Source organism: Paraburkholderia sp. BR10954 (assembly GCF_040965775.1).
GTDB lineage: Bacteria > Pseudomonadota > Gammaproteobacteria > Burkholderiales > Burkholderiaceae > Paraburkholderia > Paraburkholderia youngii.
The window spans coordinates 1-264 of sequence record NZ_JBFRCK010000297.1; the positions used below are offsets into that span (position 1 = coordinate 1).

Consider the following 264-nt stretch of genomic DNA (forward strand, 5'->3'; position numbering starts at 1 on the left):
TCGCCGGCCTTGTCCTTCGCCACCGTGATCGCGTTCGTACCTGCGTCCTGCTGCACCAGACCCACCACGCCGCTGCTCAGGTCGTTCGCGATGTTCTGCACCGAACCCTCCACGTTCGTCACGCGACCGTCGATGCTCGTGATGTTCGTCTCGTTCTGCGTGATGCGCGTATCCATGCCGCCGATAGCCGTCGTGTTCTGCGTCACCCGGGTGTCCAGACCCGCGATGTTCGAGGCGTTCTGCGCCACACCCTGGTTCGTCGCA

Annotated in this window: 1 protein-coding gene; it reads right to left on the minus strand. The window is 64.0% G+C overall.

Annotated elements, in window-relative coordinates:
* A partial coding sequence (locus AB4Y34_RS42310; RefSeq protein WP_368719361.1) for a hypothetical protein occupies positions 1–248 on the minus strand: 248 nt, incomplete at its 3' end.
* Positions 249–264: the final 16 nt, after the last annotated feature.